Origin of the sequence: Psychromonas sp. SP041 (assembly GCF_000470315.2) — a bacterium.
Classification (GTDB): Bacteria; Pseudomonadota; Gammaproteobacteria; order Enterobacterales; family Psychromonadaceae; genus Psychromonas.
The window spans coordinates 1-712 of sequence record NZ_CBRF02000107.1; the positions used below are offsets into that span (position 1 = coordinate 1).

General features: G+C 45.8%; 1 protein-coding gene. It reads left to right on the plus strand.

The annotated features are described in order from the left end of the window. Positions 1 to 712 (plus strand): Ig-like domain-containing protein (locus tag SP041_RS20760; RefSeq protein WP_205961233.1); only part of this gene is annotated, 712 nt, incomplete at both ends.

Genomic DNA, 712 nt, shown 5'->3' on the forward strand with positions numbered 1-712 from the left:
CGATTGTATTTACTGTTAACCCAGTGAATGATGCACCGACGTTAGCGGATGTGACCACTGCCATTACTGATACAGCGGCAGCCGATAGCTTCGATGCAACTACAGGTACATTAACCGCAACGGACGTTGATGATAGCGCTTTTACTTACGACTTCACAGATGGCACAGATACTCATGTGGGTACGTACGGAACATTAACTTTAGCAAGCGATGGCAGTTACAGCTTTGCGCCAAACGCAGCAGCGATTGATGCGTTATCAAGCGACACCACTGAAACCTTCACCGTCCGTGTTACGGACAGTGGCGGGGATACTGGTATTGATAATGCATTAAGCGATACTGCAACGTTTACAATAGATATCACGGCAGCGAACGATACGCCGATTAACAGTACTGATATTCCTGATCAAACACAAAACGAAGACTTCACCGAATACACTATCGATTTAAAAGAATACTTCTCAGACGTTGAAACCTCAAACGCAGACCTAATTTACACGGTGAGCGGTAACAGCAACATTGGCGTGACGATTGTGGATGGTATTGCAACGTTTACGAGTGCAACCGATGACTTCAATGGTGTAGAAAATATTAGCTTCACGGCGACTGATCCAGGTGGTGAGTCAGTGACACAAGCGATTGTATTTACTGTTAACCCAGTGAATGATGCACCGACGTTAGCGGATGTGACGACTGCCATTACTGATACAGC